At 65.9% G+C, this 15,799-nt stretch carries 18 protein-coding genes, 1 tRNA gene and 2 pseudogenes; 11 read left to right on the top strand and 10 right to left on the bottom strand.

The window, feature by feature from the left end; translation table 11 throughout:
- Positions 1–75 precede the first annotated feature (75 nt).
- Both K410_RS0106535 and K410_RS36565 read right to left on the bottom strand, forming a co-directional pair.
- On the bottom strand, positions 76–735 hold the full coding sequence (locus K410_RS0106535) for a DsbA family protein (RefSeq protein ID WP_028134097.1): 660 nt from the start codon (positions 733–735) through the stop codon (positions 76–78).
- Positions 736–808: 73 nt separating this feature from the next.
- Positions 809–1,282 (bottom strand): PaaI family thioesterase, encoded by a 474-nt coding sequence (locus K410_RS36565; RefSeq protein WP_049819954.1) that lies wholly within the window; start codon positions 1,280–1,282, stop codon positions 809–811.
- Positions 1,283–1,473: 191 nt separating this feature from the next.
- Here K410_RS36565 and K410_RS0106525 point away from each other — a divergent pair, with 191 nt between their 5' ends.
- Positions 1,474–2,022: a TetR/AcrR family transcriptional regulator gene (locus K410_RS0106525; RefSeq protein ID WP_028134096.1), complete on the top strand. Its 549-nt coding sequence runs from the start codon at positions 1,474–1,476 to the stop codon at positions 2,020–2,022.
- Positions 2,023–2,089: 67 nt separating this feature from the next.
- Here the strand turns inward: K410_RS0106525 and K410_RS0106520 are convergent, their stop codons facing one another.
- Positions 2,090–2,581, bottom strand: coding sequence for a hypothetical protein (locus K410_RS0106520; protein WP_028134095.1), 492 nt, complete (start codon positions 2,579–2,581; stop codon positions 2,090–2,092).
- Between the two features lie 205 nt (positions 2,582–2,786).
- On the opposite strand from K410_RS0106520, the gene K410_RS0106515 reads away from it, so the two are divergent.
- Together K410_RS0106515 and K410_RS0106510 are read left to right on the top strand one after the other, a co-directional pair.
- Complete coding sequence (locus tag K410_RS0106515; RefSeq protein WP_028134094.1) at positions 2,787–3,104, top strand: PsiF family protein; 318 nt, start codon at positions 2,787–2,789, stop codon at positions 3,102–3,104.
- 95 nt (positions 3,105–3,199) lie between these two features.
- A complete protein-coding gene (locus tag K410_RS0106510; RefSeq protein WP_028134093.1) occupies positions 3,200–4,288 on the top strand; it encodes an AbrB family transcriptional regulator in 1,089 nt (362 codons plus the stop codon).
- 3 nt (positions 4,289–4,291) lie between these two features.
- Here K410_RS0106510 and K410_RS0106505 read toward each other — a convergent pair whose 3' ends face one another.
- Positions 4,292–4,831 carry a disulfide bond formation protein B gene (locus K410_RS0106505; RefSeq protein ID WP_028134092.1) on the bottom strand — a complete coding sequence of 180 codons (540 nt, stop codon included), beginning with the start codon at positions 4,829–4,831 and terminating at the stop codon, positions 4,292–4,294.
- A gap of 156 nt (positions 4,832–4,987) precedes the next feature.
- Between K410_RS0106505 and K410_RS0106500 the strand changes: the two genes are divergently transcribed.
- Positions 4,988–5,072, top strand: a tRNA-Leu gene (locus K410_RS0106500).
- A gap of 106 nt (positions 5,073–5,178) precedes the next feature.
- Here the strand turns inward: K410_RS0106500 and K410_RS0106495 are convergent.
- Together K410_RS0106495 and K410_RS0106490 are read right to left on the bottom strand one after the other, a co-directional pair.
- Positions 5,179–6,063: an arginase family protein gene (locus tag K410_RS0106495; RefSeq protein ID WP_028134091.1), complete on the bottom strand. Its 885-nt coding sequence runs from the start codon at positions 6,061–6,063 to the stop codon at positions 5,179–5,181.
- 16 nt (positions 6,064–6,079) lie between these two features.
- Positions 6,080–6,457 carry a VOC family protein gene (locus K410_RS0106490; RefSeq protein WP_028134090.1) on the bottom strand — a complete coding sequence of 126 codons (378 nt, stop codon included), beginning with the start codon at positions 6,455–6,457 and terminating at the stop codon, positions 6,080–6,082.
- Positions 6,458–6,582: 125 nt separating this feature from the next.
- On the opposite strand from K410_RS0106490, the pseudogene K410_RS0106485 reads away from it, so the two are divergent.
- The 4 genes and pseudogenes from K410_RS0106485 (at position 6,583) to K410_RS0106470 (ending at position 10,725) form a co-directional block, all read left to right on the top strand.
- Positions 6,583–7,449: pseudogene (locus K410_RS0106485) on the top strand (alpha/beta fold hydrolase).
- Positions 7,450–7,690: 241 nt separating this feature from the next.
- Positions 7,691–7,924, top strand: coding sequence for a hypothetical protein (locus tag K410_RS0106480; RefSeq protein ID WP_028134089.1), 234 nt, complete (start codon positions 7,691–7,693; stop codon positions 7,922–7,924).
- Positions 7,925–8,095: 171 nt separating this feature from the next.
- Positions 8,096–8,779 carry a response regulator transcription factor gene (locus tag K410_RS0106475; RefSeq protein WP_028134088.1) on the top strand — a complete coding sequence of 228 codons (684 nt, stop codon included), beginning with the start codon at positions 8,096–8,098 and terminating at the stop codon, positions 8,777–8,779.
- A complete protein-coding gene (locus tag K410_RS0106470) occupies positions 8,776–10,725 on the top strand; it encodes a sensor histidine kinase (RefSeq protein ID WP_028134087.1) in 1,950 nt (649 codons plus the stop codon). Before K410_RS0106475 ends, K410_RS0106470 begins: the two co-directional genes overlap by 4 nt.
- Positions 10,726–10,855: 130 nt before the next feature.
- Here K410_RS0106470 and K410_RS0106465 read toward each other — a convergent pair whose 3' ends face one another.
- Positions 10,856–11,146 (bottom strand): hypothetical protein, encoded by a 291-nt coding sequence (locus K410_RS0106465; RefSeq protein ID WP_028134086.1) that lies wholly within the window; start codon positions 11,144–11,146, stop codon positions 10,856–10,858.
- A gap of 237 nt (positions 11,147–11,383) precedes the next feature.
- On the opposite strand from K410_RS0106465, the gene K410_RS0106460 reads away from it, so the two are divergent.
- Positions 11,384–11,608: a hypothetical protein gene (locus K410_RS0106460; protein WP_028134085.1), complete on the top strand. Its 225-nt coding sequence runs from the start codon at positions 11,384–11,386 to the stop codon at positions 11,606–11,608.
- Positions 11,609–11,674: 66 nt separating this feature from the next.
- Here the strand turns inward: K410_RS0106460 and K410_RS0106455 are convergent, their stop codons facing one another.
- Together K410_RS0106455 and mddA are read right to left on the bottom strand one after the other, a co-directional pair.
- Entirely contained in the window at positions 11,675–12,097 is a 423-nt protein-coding gene (locus K410_RS0106455; RefSeq protein ID WP_028134084.1) for a GFA family protein, read from the bottom strand.
- Between the two features lie 166 nt (positions 12,098–12,263).
- Complete coding sequence (gene mddA / locus K410_RS0106450) at positions 12,264–13,052, bottom strand: methanethiol S-methyltransferase (RefSeq protein ID WP_028134083.1); 789 nt, start codon at positions 13,050–13,052, stop codon at positions 12,264–12,266.
- Positions 13,053–13,185: 133 nt separating this feature from the next.
- On the opposite strand from mddA, the pseudogene K410_RS0106445 reads away from it, so the two are divergent.
- Positions 13,186–14,731 (top strand): annotated as a pseudogene (locus K410_RS0106445) (winged helix-turn-helix domain-containing protein).
- Positions 14,732–14,761: 30 nt separating this feature from the next.
- Here the strand turns inward: K410_RS0106445 and irr are convergent.
- On the bottom strand, positions 14,762–15,247 hold the full coding sequence (irr, locus tag K410_RS0106440) for a Fur family transcriptional regulator Irr (protein WP_028134082.1): 486 nt from the start codon (positions 15,245–15,247) through the stop codon (positions 14,762–14,764).
- A 177-nt stretch (positions 15,248–15,424) separates the two neighbouring features.
- Here irr and K410_RS0106435 point away from each other — a divergent pair, with 177 nt between their 5' ends.
- A complete protein-coding gene (locus K410_RS0106435) occupies positions 15,425–15,736 on the top strand; it encodes a hypothetical protein (protein WP_028134081.1) in 312 nt (103 codons plus the stop codon).
- The last annotated feature ends 63 nt before the right edge of the window (positions 15,737–15,799 follow it).

Genomic DNA, 15,799 nt, shown 5'->3' with positions numbered 1-15,799 from the left:
CGCTCCATCATGAAAAGGCGCCGTCGCGGATCCGCGGCGGCGCCTTTGTGTTGGCTGCGGTCAAGGCTGTACGCGTCAGTTCATCTTGGCCTTGCGGGCATCGGCGATAACCTGCTCGAACTCGGCCATGCTGAGCACGCCCGGCACGCGGTACTTGCCGACGATGAAGGACGGGGTGCCGCGGAAGCCGAAGGCTTCGGCCTGATCGTTGTTGCGCTTGAGCAGGGCATCGATGTCGCTGCCACGGCCGGCAAGATCGCGTTTCAGCCGGTCCATGTCGACGCCGGCCGCCGCCAGCAGCTCGTTGATGCGCGGCTCGGTCAGGCGCGAGCTGACGGCCATCAGGGCGTCATGCGCCTGGTGATACTTGTCCTGGAATTTCGCCGCGAGCGCGGACCGCGCCGCCGTGACCGAGACCGGCCCGAGGATCGGCCAGTCCTTCATCACCAGCCGCACCTTGCCGTCGTCCTGGACGACCTGGCGCAGCTCGGGCTCGAGCTTGCGGCAATAAGGACAATTGTAATCGGACCATTCGACGATGGTGACGTTGCCATTGGGATTGCCGGCGACGGGCGTGTCGGGATCGCGCAGCACCTTGGCTTCGGTCAGCACCTCGTCGTCACCGGCGGCTGCCAGTGCCGGGGTGATGCGGCCCGCCGCGAGGGCGCCCGCTCCGATCAGCGTCAGCGCCGCGCGGCGCGTCGGCACCAGGCCCTTATTCCCAGATCCAGCCATATCTCGTCCCGTTTCGGTCCCATCTTCCCGAATACGGTTCGGGGTCGGGAATTGTTACTGGTCATATAGAGCGTCACGGCGGCGATGTCATGGCACCCGCAGCGTGAATGCGCGGAAGCATCGCCATCAACGTCCCGGTCATCGTGGCAATCAGCGTGGTCTTGCCCTCATGCTCGGCAAACGCTCTGGCCTCGCAGAAGGTCAGCGTGCGGCCGGGCTTGACCACCTCGGCCTTGAAGACGAAGCGCTCGCCCCTGGCCGGCGCCAGCAGCGTGGTCTTGAACTCGACGGTAAGGATGTCCGCCTCGCGCGGCATCAGGGTGAAGGCGGCAACGCCGCAGGCGTTGTCCAGCCCGGCGGTGACGATGCCGGCATGGACAAAGCCGTTCTGCTGGGTGAAGGCCGCAGAATGCAGCATCGCCAGCTCGACCTCGCCCGGTGCGAGGCGGACGATCACGATGCCGAGCGTGTGCATCGCCGGCTGGCGATCGAACATGGCGATGGCCGCCGCCCGATAGCCCGGGTTCTTGGGCTCGAACGCAGCCATGGCTCAGGCCTCGGCCGACCCAGCGGGATGCCGGCGAGCGATCTCGCGGACGGCATGAGCGAAAGATGCGGATTCGCGCTGGCCTCGGTCCATGTGCACGCCTCTCCCTATGTTTTCGCGATACGGTAGCGTATCAAGCGCGCGACGGGTTAGCAATACGGCACCGTATCAGAATCCGAGAGGCTTCCTTCATGAGCGACGGCAAGGGCGATGTCTGGGTCGAGGCGGGTTTTGCCGAGCTCGCCCGCTCGGGGGTCGAGGGTGTCAGGGTCGAGGTGCTCGCCAAGAATCTCGGCGTCACCAAGGGCGGCTTCTACCGCCGCTTCGCCGACCGCGCCGCGCTGCTCGACGCGATGCTGCAACGCTGGCGCGAGGGACGCGCGGCATCGGTCGCGCAGCAGACGCGCCTCGACGGTCAGACGCCCCGCGAACGGCTCAAGGCGGTGATCCAGCTCTATTCGGAGCGGCTCAATCCGGAAGCCATGGCGATCGAGCTCGCGATCCGGCAATGGGCCCGCTCGGACGAGAACGCCGCGGCGGCGGTGGCGGGCGTCGACGCCGCGCGGCTCAAGCACGTCGCCGAGCTCTATCGCGCCACCGGGCTTGCGGCCGAGGAGGCCGAGGCGCAGGCCTTCCTGTTCTACTGCTTCATCTTCGGCCAGAGCCTCTTGTTCGTCGAGCGCGGCCCGCGGAAGCGGTCGCAGCTGGTGGCGAAATCGGCCGAGAAGCTGCTGGACTAGACGACGAGCTGCCTGGACTAGATGAAAAGGCCGGAGCGTTGCTCCGGCCTCGGCATCGCGTCCAGGCTCAGGCGGCGCCCTTCAGCTTCTTGGTGCATTCGCTGTAATAGCCGCCGCCCTTCTGGATCCACTTCAAGCCGCCATTGCCGTTGGTGGTCTTGTTGGCATTGTACTGGTCGACGCAGGTGTGCAGGCGCGCCTTGCCGGGGGTCTCCTTGGCGTATTTCGGATCGACCGCGTTCGGATAGACGGCGGGACCGGCCGGCAGCGTCGGCGCGGCGGCAGGGGCCGCCTCCTTCTTCGCTTGCTTCGGCTCGGCCGGAGCCGCGGGTGCGGCGGGCGCAGCCGCGGTCGGCGCCGCGGCCGGCGTCGCATCCGCGCCGCACTGGGCCTTGCGGAAGTCATTCCACTTCATGGTGCCGAGCGAGCCGTCCTTCTTGGCCGCTTGGTATTTCGCGCTGCACTCCTGCGCGGTCAGCGCCTGGGCCGGCGCCGACAGCGCGAGCGCAGCGAATCCCGACAAGGCAATCGCGCACAGCAATCTCGATCGGATGGTCATCCCTGGGTCTCCTCGTTGATCTTCCCCCGATGGGGCAGTGAAATAACAATTGCTATCCTAGCGTGCCGGACATCTGCGACAAGAACGCGAGGGCGCTTGCTGCCAAAATATAGTGAGCGCCTTGCTCCGGATTATTCATGTCGCGTTCAGCAATGCGAGCTGAGGTTCGCAGCCCTCGCAATACTCGCAAGATGAGTGCAACACCATGACCCTCGCCTCTCGCCTCGCCGCAATCGCCCTCGCCTCCCTGCTCGCAACCGCGACCTGCTTCGCGCAGACCGCCGCGCCGGCGGCCAAGACCGATGTGAAGACCGATGTGAAGACCGAGGCCGCGAAGGCAGCGAAAGAGCGCACGGCCGAGTCGATCGAATGCTCCAAGCAGGCCGACGCCAAGGGGCTGAAGGGCAAGGAGCGCAAGAAATTCCGTCGCGAGTGCAAGAAGGAAGCGAGGGCCGGCACCGCCGCGCCTGCCGCGACTTCTGCCCCTGCCGCCCCTGCCGCGCCCGCCGCCGACAAGAAATAACCCTCGCGCCCCTCCGCGCGCGACCGCGAGGCGCACGCATTGCGGCATGAGGAGCCTGCAATTGTGCGTCTGCCGCCGATTTGCGATAAGGCGGCGTGAAGCATATCACCACCTCCCTGCCGTTCGAATGGCCGAGCCGTGCCAAGCTCTTAAGTACGGCGGAGACGCTCGTCATCGGCGCCGCCGGAGGCCTGGTGTTTCTCCTCGCCGGCCTTCCCGGCGGGCTGATCTCGGGCTCGATGATCGCGGTCGGCATCGCCGCCATCGGCGGCCGCCAATTGGCGCTGCCGCCGCTGCTGACCCAGGCCGTCCTGGTGCTGCTCGGCATCTCGCTGGGCTCGGTGGTCTCGCGCCATCTGCTGCAACAGGTCGGCGCCTATCCCCTCACCATCGGGCTGCTCGCGCTCGCGACCTTCTGCTCGACCTTCGGCTCCAGCTATTACCTCCAGCGCATCCATGGCTGGGACCGCACCTCGGCCTTCCTGGCCGGCAGCCCCGGCGCGCTGTCGCAAATCACGATTCTCGCGGTCGAGCGCGGCGCCGACCTGCCGGGCATCGCGGTGGTGCAGACCATGCGCGTCATCATCCTCACCGCGGCGCTGCCGATGGTGCTCGCGATCGCGGGCGTGGTTCCCTCCGCCGCGCCGTCGCTGACGACGACGACGAATGCCTCGCCGCTCGACCTCGTGGAGCTGGTCGCGGCCTCGCTGGCCATGGCGCTGGTGCTGCGGCTGATCAGATTTCCCGCGAGCTGGATGTTCGGCGCCATGATCGCCTCCAGCGTGCTGCATGGCGCCGGCTGGGTCGAGGGCGGCCTGCCGGACTGGGTGCGCGGCGTCGCGCTGGTCGGCATCGGCGCGCTGATCGGCAGCCGCTTCGCGCGGATGCGGATCAAGACGCTCGCCGGTCACATCAACGCGGCGCTGGGTTCGTTTGCCGTGGCCATCGCCGTCTCCGCCATCTTCGTCGGCATCGTCGCGCTCACCACGCAGGTCAAGTTCTCCGACATCGTGGTCGCCTTCGCGCCTGGCGCGATGGACGCCATGCTGGCGCTGGCGCTGACGTTGCACATCGACCCGATCTTCGTCGGCGCCCATCATTTGTCGCGTTTCGTGTTCGTGACGATCGCAACGCCGGGCATCGTGCATCTGTTCGGGCGCACCCAGGACGACGTGGACGATTGAGCTTTAGCGCTTTGCCGTCCGTACCAATCCCCATGCGGCGATCGCGGTCATCACGAGCGAGATCAACACGTTGTAGCCGGCGAGCGAGAGGCCGAGAAAGCGCCACTGCACCTCGTCGCAGCGCACCACCTTCACGGTGTCGAGCTTCGACAGGAGATCTGCGGCGCTGCCGAGATTGACGACGGGACCGCTGCAATCGGTCGGTCCCTTCCAAAACCCCCACTCGACGCCGGAATGGTAGGCGCCGAGGCCGGCATTGGCGAGCATCGCCAGCGCGAGGATCGCGAGCCCCGCCAGCAGCAGCGGCCGCGGCGCGCGATTCTTCGCCGCAAAAGCCGTGAGCGCGCCAAGCGGAATCGCGAGGTAGTAGGCGTAGCGCTGCTCGAGGCAGAGCGGGCAGGGCAGGATCTCCAGCACCAGCTGGAAGAACCAGGCGCCTGCGATGGCCGCGGCCGCGATCAGCGTGACGAGCAGCGAGGCCGTCAGCGCGGGGCTCGCGGCCCCCGGCCTGAATGCAGGTATTGCGGCACTCTGGGTCGTCACGGCGGCCTCTTCCGGATGGGGCGTGGCCTTAGCCTCTAGCCCCGGTCCAGGCAGCTGTCGAGAACGGCGGACATCACTTTGGCGCGGGTTGACCCCGCTTTGTCCATGGCTATAGTCCGCCGGCTTCGCGACGCTCCCTTCAAGAGCCGACCGAGGGCCCCTGTGGCGGAACTGGTAGACGCGCTCGACTCAAAATCGAGTTCCGCAAGGAGTGCTGGTTCGATTCCGGCCAGGGGCACCACGCTTCGCCCTGCGGGCTTCGCGTGGGCGCGGCCACGCGGGCCCGAAGGGTGAAGCGTGTCCGGCGAAGCCTCTTGGCGAAGACGGACTGGTTCGGCAAACTCGAACTACGACCCGAGCGTTGCTGCGAGCAGATCAGCCAGGCCGCATCCGGCGCGGCCGTCTTCGTCCAGGCGCGGATTGTAGATGGTGATCTCGAGGCCGACCGCCTTGCCGCTCGCCAAGGCCGCCCGGAGCGCAGTTGCCAACTCGTCCCACGACAATCCGCCCGGCACGCGAAAATCGACTGCCGGCATGATGGCGTCGTCGAGACAATCGGCGTCGAGATGGATGAAGAAGCCGTCCAGCTCCGCTCGCGTCAGGTGATCGACCGCTTCGCGTGCCGCGGCCTCGATGCCCATCGCCCGCACAGCCGGGAGGTCAAGCACCTTGAGCCGTTCGGGAAGCGGCTGGCTTCCGTACTCCTCCTGATCCCGGTGATCGCGAAACGCGAAGGCGACAGCGTCTTCAGGGTGGACCAGAGGACCGCGACCTTCGATGTCGGCCAGGAGCGGCGGACCGCAGCCGGAAACGAAGGCAAGATCCATCGAGGCGCCCTCGCCATTGGGCTCCGCCTCGGGCTGGAAGAAATCGGCATGGCCGTCGATGAAGAACAGCCCGTAGCGGCCGCGCCGTCGCAACGCGAGCATCGAACCCAGCACGATCGTGCAATCGCCGCCCAGCACCACCGGAAATTCGCCGGCGTCGAGCACCGCTTCCACCGCGTCGGCGAGCTTGGGCGACCACGCCGCAATTGCCCCAGCATTCAAGGTGCCGGTCTCGGGATCGGGCACTGGGTCTTTCGGGGGCACCGCCAGCCGCCCGGCACGGCGCGCGCCGATGCGCTCCGCAAGTCCAAGGTTCAGCAGTTGCTCGGGCAACCGCTCCACTCCGTCGGTCGCCAGGCCCAGCGTCGAAGGCGCTTCGATCATTGCATAGGGAATGGTCCGCATGAGCGTCTCGTCACGCCTATCTTGCCGAATAGGTCACGGCCTCGATCTTGTGACCGTCTGGATCACAGACGAACGCGCCGTAGTAATTGAGATCGTAATTCGGCCGCAGACCCGGAGGCCCATCGTCGCGGCCACCGTGTTTCAATGCCGCGGCGTAGAAACGATCGACCATCGCGCGGTCTTCGGCGGCAAAGGCGATATGACTGCCGTTGCCCACAGTCGCAGGTCGTCCGTCGATCGGAACCTGAACGCTGAAGTGAAACGTGCCGCTTCCGTAGCCCAGTCCGCCCTCGTCCTCAGCCATCGGCATGATGCCGACGATGGGCAAGACGGCATCGTAGAAGCGCTTCGAACGTTGAATATCATTCGTCCCGACCGAGACATGGTGGATCACAACGACCTCCCGTTCCGGTGTTGCCTCGTAACGGCGAGCGTCCTGCGGTTGTTCCCTTCGCCTAGCGATCCATACGCCCGGGAACCCCGCTCCACAGGTCGCTTTATCTACGAAGGAAGCAGGACATGGACACACGCGTCAGGCATTGCAGGGTTCAGATCGGACCCGTGGACACATTCTACCGGGAAGCAGGACCGGAAGGCGCGCCCGTCGTCCTCCTGCCGCACGGCTATCCCTGTTCATCCTACGAATTCCGCAATCTGATGCCGCGGCTGGCCGATAAATGGCGGTTGATTGCTCCGGACTATCCCGGGTTTGGCTATAGCGGGACACCCGATGACTTCGATTACAGCTTCGACGGCTATGCCGCGTGGCTCGACCGGTTCGTGACCCATCTGAAGATCGAGCGCTTCGTGATCTACCTGCATGATTTCGGCTCGCCGATCGGGGCCAGGCTGGCAATCATGCGGCCGGAGCGGGTGGTGGCTCAGGTCATTCAGAACGGTGACATACCTTACGAAGATGCGCTTGGCCCGAAATACACCGACATCGAAAAGTCCTGGTCGCTGCCCGACCAGGAGATGCGTGCGGCGATGAGGCAGGCTGTCACCGAAGAGAATTTCCGCGACGAGTTCCTGAATGATGTGCGCGCGGATCTGACTCGCCTCATCACGCCGGACCTTTGGCAATTGCATTGGTCGCTGATGACCGAGCGGCGGAAGGACGCCGCCGCAGACGTTCTGTTTGGCCTCAAGGCGAACCGTTAATGGTTTCCCGAGCACCGCCGATATCTTCAGCAGCACAAGCCGCCGACATTGATCCTGTGGGGGCCGCAGGACCATTACATGCCAGAGGAGTCGGCGCGAGCCTATCTCCGCGACCTGCCCGATGCCGAACTGCATCTCCTGGACGGCGGTCACTGGCTGCTCGAAACCAACCTCGATGAAGTTGTCTCGCTCATGCGCCCATTTCTCGAACGGTTGAAATCCTGACGAGCAACGGGAGCAATCTGCTCCTGTCGCCAAGGCTGCCTACCCGCTTCCAACCCAAATCCAAGGAATTCCTCGTCCCTATCCGTAGTCGCGTGGTGGAGAGCCGCTCCGGCAATGACGGCGATTGCGTCCCCGGCGCGGGCTAGCTCCCCCAAGTCGCCCGGGCTTCGTCAAGTTATTCCCTATGCCAAGTTATTCCCTATATCGTGAGGCATGATTGGTGATGCAGCGGATAGCTTCGATGGCCAGGAGACGCACGACGGATACGGATGCCGACGACCTCCCGCGCTATCTGGTCTGGGTTCGCGGCCTCGAGGGCCCTGAGCCGCAGAAATGGATGGCGATGGATTTCGGTGTCGGCGACTGGAAGCGACCGCTGGTGCTGGCATATCTGGAGTTGCCGGACGAAGAGCGGCCTCTCTCTCTGTCGGTCCTGGCGCGGCGCTATCCGCCGCCGCGCGTCGACCTGCCGTGAAAGCATCGGCGGCTCGGCGGCCGTCCATCATCCGCCCCCCGTGACTTGGCAATCCCATGACTTGGCAGTCCAATGACTTCCTCGCCCCCATGATTATGGGTGTCCCCGCATCCCCGCTGCGGCTAAACTTGCCCTTGCGCCGCGGGGGACACGCGGGCGGGACCTTAGATCATGACCGAACAGGGCGAGACGGGTGACGTCATCACCATCCTCCTCGTCGAGGACGACGCGCCGACCTGCTGGCGGCTTCAGGATGCGCTGGTCAAGGCCGGCTACGAGGTGCGCAGCGCCGGCACGCTCGGCGAAGCCCGGTCTGCGCTTGCCGGCGGCGCGCCGCGCGTGCTGCTGACCGATCTGCGGCTGCCGGACGGGCACGGCATCGAGCTGATCCGCGAGATGAGGCAGCGCTTCCCCGAGACCGAGATCATGGTGATCTCGGCCCTCGGCGACGAGGAAAGCGTGATCTCCGCGATCACGGTCGGCGCCACCGGCTACCTGCTCAAGGACGCCTTCCCCACCGATATCGCCACCACGGTGCGCGACCTGGTCGCCGGCCATTCGCCGATCTCGGCCTCGATCGCCCGCTTCATCGTGCGCAGGACGCAAGGTGCGGCGCAAAGCTCGGCAGAGCCGCCGCCCGGCCCCGTGCTCAACACCGCCAGGCTGACGCCGCGCGAGATCGACATTCTCTGGGGCATCGCCAAGGGCTTCAGCTATGCCGAGATCGCGAGCCATCTCGGCCTGTCCAAGCAGACTGTGCCCGGCCATATCAAGAACATCTATCGCAAGCTCGAGGTGCACACGCGCAGCGAAGCGGTGTTCGAGGCGGTGCAGCAGGGCCTGATCAAGCTGTGAGCGAGATCGCGGCCAAAGCACCTGCGAAGGCACCTACGAAGGCAGCCGGCAAAGCCGCGCAGCGCCGGCTGCTGGCCTCGCGCCTCGTGCCCTATCTGCTGGTGCAGGCCCTGATCGTGATCGTCACCATCCTCGGGCTTCGGCAATTGCAGCCGAGCGACCCCGAAGGCTTCGCGTTGAGCGATTTTTCGGCGCGGGAGGACGGCCAGATCCGCCCCGTGACGCTGCCGCATTTCACGTCGTCGCGCTATTCCCTGACCGACCCGCCGTTTTACACCGGCGCCTTCACGTTCCCCAGCGGCGAAGCGGCCGCGGGCTGGTCGGTCTACCTGCCGCGCTTCAGCAACGCGGTGGAGGTCGCCGTCAACGGCGTCGTCGTGCTCGACTCCCGGCGCGACGCCAATGCCAACCGGCCCGACCGCAACACGCCGCAGATCGCGGCCATTCCCGCTTCGCTGCTGCGCGAAGGCGGCAACGAGATCACGGTACGGCTGTACGTATGGGGACCGCTCAAGGGCTTTCTCGACACCGTCTATGTCGGCCCGGACGTCGCCCTGCGCCCGGCCTATGAGACGCGAACGCTGCTGTTCGTCACGCTGCCGGTGGTGTTCTCGGCCTGGCAGGCGATCCTGGCCGTCATCCTCGCGATCATGTGGCTGATGCGTCGTCATGAGCCGGTCTACGGCGTGCTGGCCGCGGCGATGGTGCTCGGCGTGGTGCAGGCGTTCGCGCCGCCGCCGGTGCCGCCGGCCGCCACCTCGCGGCTTGCCGCCGTGCTGCTGGCCTCCGCGCCGATCGAGAGCGCGCTGATCGTCGTGTTCGCCGTGCTGTTCTTCGGCTGGCGCTGGCCGCGCTACGGCACGCTGCTGTTCGTGCCCGGCATCCTCGTGTTCGTGGTCGGGCTGATCGGGGGCCCGCCGCTGCCGCGCATCCTCTTCCTGGTGCTCGGCATTCCGACCGTCGGGCTTTGCCTGGTCCTGATGGCTTGCATCACGGCCACGGCGGTGGTGCGGCGGCAGGACGCGGCGAGCTTCACGATCGGATGCGCCGTGACCATCGTGCTGACCTGCTGGATCCAGGACATGCTCACGGTGCTCGAGATCGCCACCAACGATCGCATCTTCGTCTCGCGCCTGTCCTATTCGGCGATGCTGGTCGCGATCGGCGCCGGGCTGACCTGGCGGTTCGCCCGCGCCTTGAACCAGGTCGACAGCTTTGCCGGCCAGCTCGTGACGCGCGTGCGGGAGGCCGAGGAACGGCTGAAGGCGAGCTTTGCCCGCGAGGAGGAGCGCGCCCGCGCCGCCGCGCTCGCCAACGAGCGCACGCGCCTGATGCGCGACCTGCATGACGGCCTCGGCGGCCAGCTCGTCAGCATCGTCGCACTTTCCGAGCGCGGCCATGAGGGCGCGATGATCACCGACGCGGCCCGTGCCGCCCTGAAGGATCTGCGTCTCGTCATCGATTCCATGGACGACATCGGCGGCGATTTGATGCTCGCCCTCGGCTCCTGGCGCGAGCGCACGACGGCGCAATTGCGGCCGCACGAGATCACGCTCGACTGGCGCGTGGCGACGCCGCAAGGCGTGCCGCTGCATCCGGAACTGCGGCCATGGCACGTCATCCAGATCGTGCGCATCCTCGACGAGGCCGTGACCAATGCGGTCAAGCACGCCCAGGCCCGCCGCATCGCGGTCACCATCGACACGTTCGACGCCGGCCAGGGGCCGTACGGCGTGATCAGCGTGACCGACGACGGCCGCGGCTTTGCGCCGGACAGCAACAGCGAGGCCGCTCGCAACGGCCAGACCGCGCGCGGCTTGCGCAACATGAAAAGCCGCGCCGCGCGCTGCGGTGCCGTGCTCGATCTGAGCTCGGACTCGTCCGGCACGCGTGTGCGGCTGCAATTGCCGCAGCGCTTTCCCGACAGCGACATGGCTGTGGGCTGAAAGGCCCCCTCCCCGGACGTGTGGGGCGCACGGAGAGAGGGGACGGGCCGGGAAGCTGCCTGCGGAGGACGGGGGTGTTCGTCCGCAGGCTCCGTTGGCCCGAAGCAATGCTATCAATTCAATGGAAATATCAGCGCCTGCCGACGCGGTTGACCGGGCCGCCGCGATTCATCGGCGTTCCCGCGCGCACGCCGACACCGGGCGCACCGACGCCGGGCGTTGCGACTGCCGCGGCGGCGACCGGCGCTCCCGGCGCCACCACCACCGCCGCCGTCGGTCGCACCACGCAGCCCTTGGGCACGCCGACCGTCTTGCAATAGACCACCGCCTGCGCCGGGCTCGTGCCCAGCGACACCATCGCCGCGCCCGCGAGCGCCATGACCGTCAGCCCCGCGCTCAGCGCTCCAGCTCTCTTCGACATTCTCAGCTCTCCTGCTTCCCGTTGGCGTCCCGATGCAATCATCGGGTTTCGCAGCCTAGGTATAGCCTGAATGGCAAAAGACGGCGCCCGGATACATGCCATGAAGATGGGGGTACCGCAGCCTGGGAGGGTTGGCCGGTGCCATGAACATGGCATGGACCGGCGGCCGGCCTTTGCGGGATGGTCCGGCCCGATTGATCCCGGTCGGGACCAACGAGGATTCCAAAGAGGTGCTTTATGAAGATTTCGGTTCTTGCCGCGCTGCTGCTCGCTGCCGCCGTCCTGCCCGCTGCCGCGCAATCCGGTCCGTCGGTCCAGGAGCAGATGGCCTGTCGCGGCGACGCTAGCAAATTCTGCGCCGAACATATCGGCAAGCCGCCGCAGATGAACGCCTGCCTGCGCGACAACAAGTCGAAGCTCTCGGATTCCTGCCGCAAGGTCGTTGAATCGCGCGGCGGCTAGTCCGTTCGCGTTCTGCCTTGAGGAATAAGAGGGCGGCGTGCTGCCGCCCTCACGATGCCAGCGCCGCTACTCCTGCATCATCTCGCCGCTGCCGCCGAACTCGGCCGGAAAATCTTTCAGCTTGGGCAGGCCGTCGCGCATCGGCAGCACGGTCTCGGCATAATTGACGTGAACGCCGGGCGCGAAGGCGAGCGTCGGGATGGTGGCGCTGAAGACGTCGACCAGACCGAGCGGCGGGTGATTGGTCATGAGATGACCGCCGCACTTCCTGCAATATTTGCGCTGGCTGAGCGGCGTCTTGACGAAGGTCTCGACATTGCCGGCGCCTTCGGTGACGCGCACGGCCTCGGGCTTCCACAGGCTGAAGGCGTTGACCGGACCGCCCGACCACGACCGGCAGGAGCGGCAATGGCAATAGCCCATCGCCTCCGGTGCGCCCGTGACCTCGATCGTCACCGCGCCACAGAAGCAGTTTCCGACATGTTTCATTGCATCGTCTCCATTGATGAGATGAAGGGAAGGATTCCTCCCCGCTCCTCGTCCACGATATGTCGGGACAGATGGGATGCGGGGAGAGCTGTCGGGGTGAAGGGGACATCACCCCGGGGCGACGTTGAGGGGCAGACGCGTGAGATGCTCGCGGAGCCGACCGAGGCTAGAGCGATCGGCGCCAGGGAATAAGCATCGAGACCCGCCGCTTGTAGTCCCGGTACTCGTCACCAAAGAGAGCGACGAGGTCGTGCTCCTCCAGCGCGATGCCGACGAAGATGTAGAGCGTGGTGACGGCCGCGAACAGCAGATGGCCCGCGGTCATGGTCGGCGCCGCCCAGAACGCGACGATGAAACCGAGATAGATCGGATGGCGGACGAAATTGTAGAGCAGCGGCGTCTTGAAGCGCGGCGGCGCCATCTCCTTCCCGATCAGATGGTTGGTCACCTGATGCAGTCCGAACAATTCGAAATGATTGATCAGGTACGTGCTGGTGAACACCAGGATCCAGCCCGCGAAGGACAGCGTGACCAGTGTCACGGCGAGATCCTGATTCTCGACGTTCCATATGATTGCAGGCAACGGTCGCCACTGCCAGAACAGGAGGAGCAATGACAGGCTCGCGAACAGCACATAGGTCGAGCGCTCGACCGGCTTCGGGACGAACTGCGTCCACCACGCCTTGAACTGCTTGCGCGCCATCACGCTGTGCTGAACGGCGAACAGCGACATCAAGAGCAGATTGATGATAACCGCCTCGACTGGCGGCGTGTCGGTTCCGGTGTCGATGGTCTTGGGGACCATCACCCCCATGACGAAGCCGATGGCGTAGAGAATGGTGACGAAGAAGACGAGATAGGCCGTAATTCCGTACAAAAAGGCGGCGAGCTTGAAAATGCGTGTGCCCATAATCTCCGGGCTTGTGGAATGAATTTGGTGATCAAGTTGGGTCATGAAACGCTCCGTTGTGCCGAGACATCGACACTGTTTGGTCTTGGCACCATGGCGGATCGGACGCCCCAAGACTTTCGCGGGCGGTTGATTTTCGCCTGAGACGACTTTGATTTTTGCTTGAGACGACGAAACCGTGCGATTCTGCTTTGAAAACAACGTGCTCGACGGCACCCTGCGGGAACTCACCCGCGGCGGGGTGCCCGTGCCGTTGCAGCCGCAAGTGTTCGATCTCTTGCTCTATCTCGTCGCGCAACGCGGGCGTGTGGTCAGCAAGGATGACCTGATCAGCCAGATCTGGGCCGATCGGATCATCTCGGATTCCGCGCTGAACAGCCGGATCAACGCCGCGCGCAAGGCGATCAGCGACGATGGCGCGACCCAGCGGCTGATCAAGACCATTCCGCGCAAGGGCTTTCGCTTCGTCGGCGAGGTCCGGGAAGAAGCCGCAGCGATCGTGCCGGCCGAAGCCGGGCCCGCTCTCCCGCGCGTGGCAGATCGCCCGGCGGTCGCGGTGCTCGCCTTCGAGAACATGAGCGGCGATCCCGCACAGGATTATTTCGGCGACGGCATCAGCGAGGACATCCTCACGGCGCTGTCGAAGCAGCGCTGGTTCATGGTGATCGCCCGCAACTCGTCCTTCACCTACAAGGGACGTGCAGTCCATATCGGGCAGATCGCGGAGGAGCTCGGCGTCCGCTACGTCGTCGAAGGCAGCGTGCGCAAGTCGAACAACCGGGTCCGCATCACCGCGCAACTCAACGACGCCATTTCGGGCGGCCATCTGTGGGCCGAGCGCTACGACCGCGAGCTCGGCGACGTCTTCGCCGTCCAGGACGAGATCACCAACGCAATCGCGGCGGCGATCGAGCCGCAGATTCACGCAGCGGAGAGTTTTCGCGCGCACAGCAAGACACCGGCGAGCCTGGACGCATGGGATCTCCTGATGCGGGCGCTGTCGCATTATTGGCGCGTGACCCCGCGCGATCACGAGACCGCAGGAAAGCTGCTCGAACGCGCGATCGGGATCGATCCGAGCTACGGCCGGGCGCTGTCGCTGCTGGCAGCCAACCACATGTTCGGCGCGCATCTCGGCTGGAGCGAGCTCGCCACGGTGGCGCCGGTGGCGGAAGCCGCCGCGCTGGCCGCGGTGCGCTGCGATCATGAGGATGCCTGGGCGCATGTCGCGCTCGGCAGCGTCTGCTTCTCGACACGCAGGCTCGCGGACGCGCTGTCCGAGTTCGAGCAGGCGCTCGCGCTCAACCCGAACTTCTCCCTGGCGCAGGGCTATTACGCGCTGGCGCTGTCCTATGCGGGACGGGCGAAGGATTCGTTCGAGGCCGCGCAGCGTGCGATCCGGCTGTCGCCCCGCGATCCCTCGCTGGCGATCTATCACGGCATCGCCGGCTATGCGCGCTTCACCGAACGCCGATATGACGAGGCCATCGCGCTCGCGCGGGAGGCGATCCGCCATCGCGGCGATCTCCACCGGAGCCTACCGCGTGCTTGCGGTCTCGGCCGGCATGACCGGCGACGACATGCTGGCGGAGACGGCGCTCGGCGAGCTCCGCCGCGCCCAGCCGGGCATTTCGCTGCACTGGATCGCGACGCAGCTGCCGTGGGCCAACGACGCCGATCGCGCGCACTATCTGGAAGGCTTCCGGCGCGCCGGATTGCGCTGAGGCGCGCGCGGCGCTCCCGGAGAATAAGCGCTAGGTTCGCTTGCGGCGCAGATGGACGATGACGTCGAGCCGCGCGATCTCGTGGCCGGGAAGCGCCTCGGGGATCTTGGTGAAGGCGAGGCCGTCGGCAACGTCGACCAGCACATCCTCGCCTTCGAGGTAGAAGTGCGGATGCACCGAGGTGTCGGTGTCGAAGAACGACTTGATGCCGTCGGCCGCGATCCGGCGCAGCAGGCCGGCCTCGGTGAACTGGTTCAGCGTGTTGTAGACGGTCGCGAGCGACAGATAGGCGTTCGCCGCCATCGCCTCGTCATAGAGGCTCTCGGCGGTGACGTGACGGTGGCCGTTCAGGAACAGCAACTGGCCCAGCGCGAGACGCTGGCGCGTCGGGCGCAGGCCCGCATTGCCGAGCAGCTCCAGGCAATGCTGCATGCCCGGATCCGGCGGTGACTCGAGGCCGGCGACATCAGGTCCGTTATCGTCAAGCGCCGGGATATGGGTGGCCTGGATGTCCATCGATCGTCTCACGCTCAAGGAGGAGGACAGGCAGTGCCGCCTTCCGCCAGTTGCCATTCGATCGCAAAAGCGGTGATCCGACTTTGATCCAGGTCAAATTCGCAAGCCGCCTCTGACCTATCGCAAGGCGGCCCGATCCATTCCCGGTCAGGATAGACCGGCATCAACGAGGTTCACATGTCCAGGCCGGTCCCCGACAAGGCAGAGGTCGCGCTCGAATATCCCGACAAGTTCTATGTCGGCACGTTCGAGCATTCGTCGCGATTCGAGGCGCGGCTCGACGGCAGCGGCGTTGCGCTGACGCTGCAGCATCCGGGCGCCGCCGACGAGCGCAAATCGGTCCACCTGCACATCAATTTCGGCCTGCTCGCCGGCATCCTGCGCGAGCTCGCCGGCAGCGTCGCGGGCATCCCCAAGGACGACATCGCGCACCGCGAGCAGCTCGCCGAGGCGCTCGACGAATTGCGACGGGCGCTCAGCGCATCATGACGGCCTGATGCCTTTGGTCGCAGGCGCAAGCTTGTGCACCGCCTTCGCCAACTCTCGCCACGA

The organism is Bradyrhizobium sp. 22 (assembly GCF_000482425.1).
In the GTDB taxonomy this organism is placed as follows: domain Bacteria; phylum Pseudomonadota; class Alphaproteobacteria; order Rhizobiales; family Xanthobacteraceae; genus Bradyrhizobium; species Bradyrhizobium japonicum_B.
This window is presented reverse-complemented; position numbering and strand designations above follow the sequence as displayed.

Bases quoted from the DNA above. Each gene is read 5' to 3' on its own strand.
- K410_RS0106535 (WP_028134097.1), bottom strand. From the start codon at position 735: ATGGCTGGATCTGGGAATAAGGGCCTGGTGCCGACGCGCCGCGCGGCG.
- K410_RS36565 (WP_049819954.1), bottom strand. From the start codon at position 1,282: ATGGCTGCGTTCGAGCCCAAGAACCCGGGCTATCGGGCGGCGGCCATC.
- K410_RS0106525 (WP_028134096.1), top strand. From the start codon at position 1,474: ATGAGCGACGGCAAGGGCGATGTCTGGGTCGAGGCGGGTTTTGCCGAG.
- K410_RS0106520 (WP_028134095.1), bottom strand. From the start codon at position 2,581: ATGACCATCCGATCGAGATTGCTGTGCGCGATTGCCTTGTCGGGATTC.
- K410_RS0106515 (WP_028134094.1), top strand. From the start codon at position 2,787: ATGACCCTCGCCTCTCGCCTCGCCGCAATCGCCCTCGCCTCCCTGCTC.
- K410_RS0106495 (WP_028134091.1), bottom strand. From the start codon at position 6,063: ATGCGGACCATTCCCTATGCAATGATCGAAGCGCCTTCGACGCTGGGC.
- K410_RS0106480 (WP_028134089.1), top strand. From the start codon at position 7,691: ATGGCCAGGAGACGCACGACGGATACGGATGCCGACGACCTCCCGCGC.
- K410_RS0106475 (WP_028134088.1), top strand. From the start codon at position 8,096: ATGACCGAACAGGGCGAGACGGGTGACGTCATCACCATCCTCCTCGTC.
- K410_RS0106465 (WP_028134086.1), bottom strand. From the start codon at position 11,146: ATGTCGAAGAGAGCTGGAGCGCTGAGCGCGGGGCTGACGGTCATGGCG.
- K410_RS0106460 (WP_028134085.1), top strand. From the start codon at position 11,384: ATGAAGATTTCGGTTCTTGCCGCGCTGCTGCTCGCTGCCGCCGTCCTG.
- K410_RS0106455 (WP_028134084.1), bottom strand. From the start codon at position 12,097: ATGAAACATGTCGGAAACTGCTTCTGTGGCGCGGTGACGATCGAGGTC.
- mddA (WP_028134083.1), bottom strand. From the start codon at position 13,052: ATGACCCAACTTGATCACCAAATTCATTCCACAAGCCCGGAGATTATG.
- irr (WP_028134082.1), bottom strand. From the start codon at position 15,247: ATGGACATCCAGGCCACCCATATCCCGGCGCTTGACGATAACGGACCT.
- K410_RS0106435 (WP_028134081.1), top strand. From the start codon at position 15,425: ATGTCCAGGCCGGTCCCCGACAAGGCAGAGGTCGCGCTCGAATATCCC.